7 protein-coding genes are annotated in these 7,019 nt (G+C 56.6%); 3 read left to right on the plus strand and 4 right to left on the minus strand.

Features of this window, described 5'->3' with window-relative positions:
- The 3 genes from rimM to ffh form a co-directional block, all read right to left on the minus strand.
- Window positions 1–458, minus strand: a 458-nt coding sequence (gene rimM, locus M0974_RS33090; RefSeq protein WP_297846525.1) for a ribosome maturation factor RimM, incomplete at its 3' end; no start/stop codon positions are given.
- 5 nt (window positions 459–463) lie between these two features.
- Window positions 464–715 (minus strand): 30S ribosomal protein S16, encoded by a 252-nt coding sequence (rpsP, locus tag M0974_RS33095; RefSeq protein WP_297846527.1) that lies wholly within the window; start codon window positions 713–715, stop codon window positions 464–466.
- Between the two features lie 228 nt (window positions 716–943).
- On the minus strand, window positions 944–2,320 hold the full coding sequence (ffh, locus tag M0974_RS33100; RefSeq protein ID WP_297846528.1) for a signal recognition particle protein: 1,377 nt from the start codon (window positions 2,318–2,320) through the stop codon (window positions 944–946).
- Window positions 2,321–2,577: 257 nt separating this feature from the next.
- On the opposite strand from ffh, the gene M0974_RS33105 reads away from it, so the two are divergent.
- From M0974_RS33105 to M0974_RS33115, 3 genes are all read left to right on the plus strand, one after another.
- Window positions 2,578–3,390, plus strand: a complete 813-nt coding sequence (locus M0974_RS33105; RefSeq protein ID WP_297846530.1) for an inner membrane protein YpjD — start codon at window positions 2,578–2,580, stop codon at window positions 3,388–3,390.
- A gap of 13 nt (window positions 3,391–3,403) precedes the next feature.
- Window positions 3,404–4,651 (plus strand): CNNM domain-containing protein, encoded by a 1,248-nt coding sequence (locus M0974_RS33110; RefSeq protein WP_297846532.1) that lies wholly within the window; start codon window positions 3,404–3,406, stop codon window positions 4,649–4,651.
- Between the two features lie 90 nt (window positions 4,652–4,741).
- Window positions 4,742–6,055 (plus strand): MFS transporter, encoded by a 1,314-nt coding sequence (locus M0974_RS33115; protein ID WP_297846534.1) that lies wholly within the window; start codon window positions 4,742–4,744, stop codon window positions 6,053–6,055.
- Between the two features lie 115 nt (window positions 6,056–6,170).
- Here M0974_RS33115 and purT read toward each other — a convergent pair.
- Window positions 6,171–7,019: formate-dependent phosphoribosylglycinamide formyltransferase (gene purT, locus M0974_RS33120; protein ID WP_297846536.1), on the minus strand; the 849-nt coding region annotated here is incomplete at its 5' end.

Raw genomic sequence — 7,019 nt, forward strand, 5'->3', positions numbered from 1 at the left:
AACAAGCGTTCGCGATCATCCAGGCTACCTGCACAAGGCTTGACCACCATTACATCGTTCGAGCCGGTTTCCAGCAGGTGATCAATCTTCCCGAGCAATTGCCCGAGTTGGTCGATGACCTGGAGACCTTCAAGCTGGTACCAGTAGTACTCGCCGTCGGTCAGATCAGGGAACAGGTTACGCGGAACACAGATTTCAAAACCGGCCAGAAGACGAGCTTCTTCACGGTCATCGAGACCTTTGATCTTTGCGACCAGGAACTTGTTTTGCAAGCGTCCACTGACCAGCTCTACCTGTCGTACTTCACCGTCGCGCCGAAGCGTGAGGGTTTTGTAATCCAACAGGTTACCAATTGGATCAGTAAAGGAAAAAACCTTCACTTCGCCGCGAACGCCGTGAATAGAGTAGATCTTGCCGATAACGATCAAATCATCTGCAATGGTTGGCGTCGCGTTCATATTGCTCAGGCCGCAGCCTTAGCATTGTCCTTCAACAACTGAGCAACACGCTCAGAAGGTTGAGCACCAACGCTCAGCCAGTAGGCAACGCGTTCGTTGTTCACAGACAGGCGGATTTCTTGACCACGAGCAACCGGGTTAAAGAAACCAACTTGTTCTTTGTGTGAACCGTCGCGCGGGTTGCGGCTGTCGGTCACGGTCAAATGGTAAAACGGGCGCTTTTTGGAGCCGCCAAGGGCAAGACGGATGGTAAGCATATAAGCATCGTTCCTGTAGTCGGTGCAGCAAATCTAAGATGCACAACGGGCATAGGTGCCCGAAAGGCCGCATATTCTAAGGAATATCCGCACTTTTGCAAATGTCTTTTTCAGGCGCCTACCGGCATGCCATCGAGATCTGCTATGGAGCCGCCGTAATCAGCGGCATTTCAACCCCGCCAAAAGCGGGATTACTGGAGGCGAACCTCCATGTGAGGGGCGCTACAATTACATTTTCGGCGCGCCACGGCCGGGCATCATGCCACCCATACCGCGCATCATTTTTTGCATGCCGCCTTTCGCAGAGAACTTTTTCATCATTTTCTGCATTTGCTTATGCTGTTTGATCAAACGACCAATGTCCTGCACCTGAGTGCCTGAACCCATGGAAATACGGCGTTTGCGCGAACCGCTGATGATATCTGGATCACGGCGTTCGGCAGGCGTCATCGAGTTGATGATGGCTTCCATCTGCTTGAACTGCTTCTCGGCCGCGCCTTGAGCGTTGCCCATTTGAGCCGGGTTCATGCCGCCGATGCTTGGTAATTTGTCCATGAGACCGCCGAGGCCGCCCATGTTTTTCATTTGCTGCAACTGATCACGGAAGTCTTCGAGGTCGAAGCCCTTACCTTTCTTCAGTTTTAGCGCGAGCTTGTCGGCTTTTTCTTTGTCGAGCCCCTGTTCAGCCTGTTCGATCAGGCTGAGCACGTCACCCATACCAAGGATGCGCGACGCAATACGGTCCGGGTGGAACGGCTCCAGCGCGTCGCTCTTCTCGCCCATACCGATAAATTTGATCGGCTTGCCGGTAATTGCACGCACCGACAGTGCAGCGCCACCCCGAGCATCGCCATCGACCTTGGTCAGAATCACACCGGTCAGTGGCAGCGCATCGCCAAACGCTTTGGCCGTATTGGCAGCATCCTGACCGGTCATGGCGTCGACCACGAACAGCGTTTCGGCCGGTTTCACCGCAGCATGCAGCGCCTGGATCTCGCCCATCATCTCGACATCGATGTGCAAGCGGCCGGCGGTATCGACAATTACAACGTCGATGAATTTGAGCGTGGCTTCTTTAATGGCCGCCAGCGCGATATCAACCGGCTTCTGGCTGATATCGGAAGGGAAGAAGGTAACGCCGATGTCGCTGGCCAGTGTTTCAAGCTGCTTGATAGCCGCGGGACGGTAAACGTCGACCGAGACCACCATGACGGTTTTCTTTCTGCGTTCTTTCAGAAAGCGGGCGAGCTTGCCGGCGGTGGTCGTTTTACCCGCACCTTGCAAACCAGCCATCAGCACGACGGCCGGCGGCGTAACGTTGAGCACCAGATCTTCGTTGGCGGCGCCCATCAATGATTCGAGTTCGGCCTGAACGATCTTTACGAACGCTTGGCCCGGCGTCAGGCTACGTGACACCTCGGTGCCAACAGCACGGTCCCTGACCTTATTGACGAAGTCTTTGACCACCGGCAAGGCGACGTCGGCTTCGAGCAACGCCATACGCACTTCGCGCAACGTATCCTTGATGTTGTCTTCGTTCAGTTTGGCCTTGCCAGTGACATGGCGCAGGGTCTGTGAAAGACGTTCGGTAAGATTTTCAAACATGCGCGATCCTTTCAGGTTCCTGGTGAACCCACGGTTGGTGCGGCCCGGCTCGTGGTAGCCCTGCTAGCAAGCAGAGACTAAACAGTGGCTAAACCGGCTGATGAAAATAGCCGTCGACGAGCCTGCGACTTGAGCAGGTGGCGGATTATAGCGAAGAGTCTGCAGGACTGACACCATCGAGTCTGCTTCTGTGGTCTTTCGTCAAATGTCGGTTGTATGCGAAACTCAGCGCCTTTCGGGCTCGCCTACCAGGATTTATGCTCCCCTTGTCACCTAGTTTGCTACCCAGCCTCGCCGCCGCCTGTCTATACGCCGCTGCGACTCTCTATCAAGCGCTCCGCCTGAAGCAAGGCGCCAAGGCCGACAAACGCCTGCTGTGCCTGCTCGGCACCTTAGCGGTGATCGCACACGCCGCGGGCCTTTGCTCCCAATTGATCCGACCGATTGGCCTAGGCCTGGACTTTTTCAGCGCCGCCAGCATGATCGCCGTTGCGATCATTGTGGTGACGATGATCGCCTGCGCACGCATTCCGGTAGAGAACCTGTTGGTACTGGTGTTCCCGCTAGGTTTTTTTACGGTGTTACTCGCCCAGTTCGCCCCCAGCGGCACGGTCCAGTTGATAGAAGAACAGCCAGGCATTCTGAGTCACATTCTGCTGTCGATTATGGCTTACGGAATGTTCACCATCGCGGTGTTCCAGGCGTTGCTATTGCTGGTGCAGGATCACCGCCTCAAGCACAAGCATCCGTCCGGGATGATCAAGAATTTCCCACCGCTACAAACCATGGAAAGCCTATTGTTCGGCTTCCTGTGGGCCGGCTGGGTCCTGCTTTCACTGTCGCTAATCTCGGGCTGGTTATTCGTCGAAAACCTGTTCGCCCAGCACTTGGTACACAAAACACTGCTCGCCTGCCTGGCATGGCTGGTGTTCAGCGTGTTGCTGTGGGGGCGTAACCGCCTCGGCTGGCGTGGACACAAAGCAATTCGTTTGACCCTGGGCGGTTTTTGCCTGCTGATGCTGGCGTTTTTCGGCAGCAAGCTGGTACGCGAATTCATTCTGCACATCTGATGGGCGCTTGATCATGGATAATCTGCCCGTCGGCCCGATGCTCGGTGTGTTGGTCTTGCTACTGCTGTGGTCCGGCCTGCTCACCGCCGTCGAAACTGCCCACTTACATTTAAAGGCACTGCGCCCTAACAGACGCAACTCCGACCCTGCCAAACCGAAATTGGCGTTCAAATCTGCCAGCCTTATCCTGAGCAATACGCTGATCAAAGTGCTGATCACCATCATCAGCACCCTACTGGCATTGAACTTCTGGTATTTCAACGGCCCAACAGCCGCATGGATCGGGGTCAGTAGCGTGCTGCTGATCTTCGCCGAATTCATGCCGCGCACATTGGCCGCCCGTTACCCGGACGCTATCTTGATGCTGGGCAATAGCATCTTGCGCCTGCCAATGAAGCTTGTTTATCCGCTGGCCTGGCTATTTTCCGCTATCGCGAATGCGCTGCTTCGGCCTTTCGGCGTCACCGACAAACCGAATGTACGGCGAACCGATGATGATGAAATTCCTTTGGCCGTCATGCTTCACGATGGCGCGCAGGAGCACCAACCCCGCAATCACGTGATCTCAGGCATTCATGCGCTGGACAGCATCACCGTCAATGACATCCTGGTGCCACGCAGCGAAGTCGACGGGGTCAATCTGGATGACAGCATCGAGCGCATCATCGAGCAGTTGATCATCTCTCGCCACACTCGCCTGCCGGTGTATCACAACGATATCAATCAGGTTGAAGGCGTGCTCAACACCCGCCAGATCAGCCATTTATTGCCACGTGCCGAGCTGACCAAAGAAGACTTGAAGGCGGCCTGTTACGAACCCTACTTCGTGCCGGAAAGCACCCCATTGCAATTGCAGTTGCTCAACTTCCACAAGCAACAGCGCCGGCTGGGCGTGGTGGTGGATGAGTACGGCGAAGTACTGGGCATCGTCAGCCTGGAAGATATCCTCGAAGAAATCGTCGGTGAATTCGAGAACGAACAGGACCTGGATAATCCCCATATCCACCCACAAGCCGATGGCCGTCTGGTGATAGAAGGCGCCGCATCGATTCGCGAACTGAACAAGATTCTCGGCTGGCACCTGCCGTCCGATGGACCCAAGACCCTTAACGGCTTGATCACCGAAGCGCTGGAAACCATTCCGGACAGTTCGGTATGCCTGAAGATCGGGCCGTATCGGCTGGAGATCCTTGAGACCGAAGACAACCGCGTCACCCGTGTACTGATGTGGCATAACGGCGTGACCCGAGCAGTCGTTTAACTTCTTCGCGCCAGCCCGCCTGGCGCCGCATTAAAACGCCGTACCCAGCACCCAGTTCTACAAAAATAAAAACCCATCGGGGACATTTGCATGACCAGTTCTACGACGTTTAACGCCGCAGCCGTGAAACCGGCCAACTCCGCCGCACGCATCGCCGTCGCCAGCTTCATTGGCACCGCCATCGAATTCTACGATTTCTATGTTTACGCAACGGCGGCGGCGCTGGTGATCGGGCCAGTGTTTTTTCCGCAAACCTCTGGCTCAGCACAAATGCTCTCGGCGTTCCTGACCTTTGGTATCGCCTTCCTGGCGCGGCCACTGGGTTCAGCGTTGTTCGGCCATTTCGGCGACCGCATCGGGCGAAAATCAACACTGGTGGCTTCGCTGCTGCTGATGGGCATTTGCACCACACTGATCGGCGTCTTGCCTGGCTACGCGACGATTGGTTTCTGGGCCCCTACCCTGTTGTGCGTGCTGCGTTTCGGCCAAGGGCTGGGGCTGGGCGGCGAATGGGGCGGCGCGGCTTTGCTTGCCACTGAGAACGCGCCCAAGGGTAAGCGCGCCTGGTTTGGCATGTTCCCACAGCTGGGGCCGTCGATTGGCTTTCTGGTAGCGAACGGCCTGTTCCTGACCTTGGCCATGACCCTCACCGACGAACAATTTCGCTCGTGGGGCTGGCGCATTCCGTTTCTGCTCAGCGCATTGCTGGTGATGGTGGGCCTGTACGTGCGCTTGAAACTTGAAGAAACGCCAATTTTTGCCAACGCCATCGCCCGCCATGAGCGGGTGAAAATGCCGATCGTCGAGCTGTTTAGCCAATACTGGCAGCCCATGCTATTGGGCGCGGCGTCGATGGTGGTGTGCTACGCGTTGTTTTACATCTCAACGGTCTTTTCCCTGAGCTACGGCGTAGCCTCTCTCGGTTACAGCCGTGAGACGTTTCTTGGGTTGTTGTGCTTTGCCGTGCTGTTCATGGCAGCGGCCACCCCGCTGTCCGCCTGGGCGAGTGATCGTTTCGGACGCAAACCGGTGCTGATCATCGGCGGCGTGTTGGCGATCCTGTCCGGCTTCACCATGGAACCCTTGCTGACCCACGGCACTACTGGCGGCGTCGCGTTGTTCCTGTGCATAGAGTTGTTTTTGATGGGTGTGACGTTCGCACCGATGGGCGCCATGCTGCCTGAGCTGTTTCCGACCCGCGTGCGTTATACCGGCGCGTCGGCGGCGTATAACTTGGGGGGCATTGTCGGTGCATCAGTGGCACCCTTCTTTGCCCAGAAGCTGGTGGCAATGGGTGGATTGAGCTGGGTGGGCGGGTATGTGTCGGCGGCAGCGACGCTCAGCTTGATCGCTGTGCTGTGCCTGAAAGAAACGCGAGAGCGTGATCTGGACACGATTGCCTGATAGACCGCATCAAACGATTCCCGATATAAATTCGGTCCCACAGAGAATCACCGCAAACTCTGTGAGACCGAATTTATTCGGGAAAGCGGTGTATTTGATACACCGCATATCTTGCTTACAGCTGAACCTTAACCGCTCTAGAAGAACGCATCGCTTTAGCGCGGGCGGCTTCGATGGATTCGTCGCGGGCCAAGGCCACGCCCATGCGCCGCTGGCCGTTGACTTCCGGCTTGCCGAACAAGCGCAACGCGGTGTCAGGTTCGCTCAGGGCTTCACCGAGGTTGGTGAAAAGCGTTTGGGTCGACTTGCCTTCAACCAGGATTACCGCCGAAGCCGATGGGCCGAACTGGCGGATCAAGGGAATCGGCAGGCCGAGAATTGCCCGTGCGTGCAGCGCGAATTGGGACAAGTCCTGAGAAATCAGCGTCACCAGACCCGTGTCATGCGGGCGCGGCGAAACTTCGCTGAACCACACTTGATCGCCCTTGATGAACAACTCGACGCCAAACAAACCGCGACCACCCAAGGCCTCGGTCACAGCGCGGGCAACTCGCTCCGACTCAGCCAATGCCACTGGGCTCATGACCTGTGGCTGCCAGGACTCCTGATAGTCGCCTTTCTCTTGACGATGGCCCACCGGCGCGCAGAACGTGGTGCCGCCGATGTGGCGCACGGTCAGCAGGGTGATTTCGTATTCGAAATCAATGAAGCCTTCGATGATGACCCGGCCTTTACCCGCGCGACCGCCTTCCTGCGCATAGTCCCAGGCTTTCTTTACGTCGTCGGTGCTTTTCAGCAGGCTCTGGCCTTTACCCGACGAACTCATGACCGGCTTGACCACGCACGGGAACCCTAGGTCTTCAACCGCTTTGCTGTAGTCCTCGAAGGTGTCAGCGAAGTGATACGGCGAGGTTGGCAGGTCCAGCTCTTCTGCCGCCAGACGACGAATGCCTTCGCGGTTCAT

Origin of the sequence: Pseudomonas sp. (assembly GCF_026224925.1) — a bacterium.
GTDB lineage: Bacteria > Pseudomonadota > Gammaproteobacteria > Pseudomonadales > Pseudomonadaceae > Aquipseudomonas.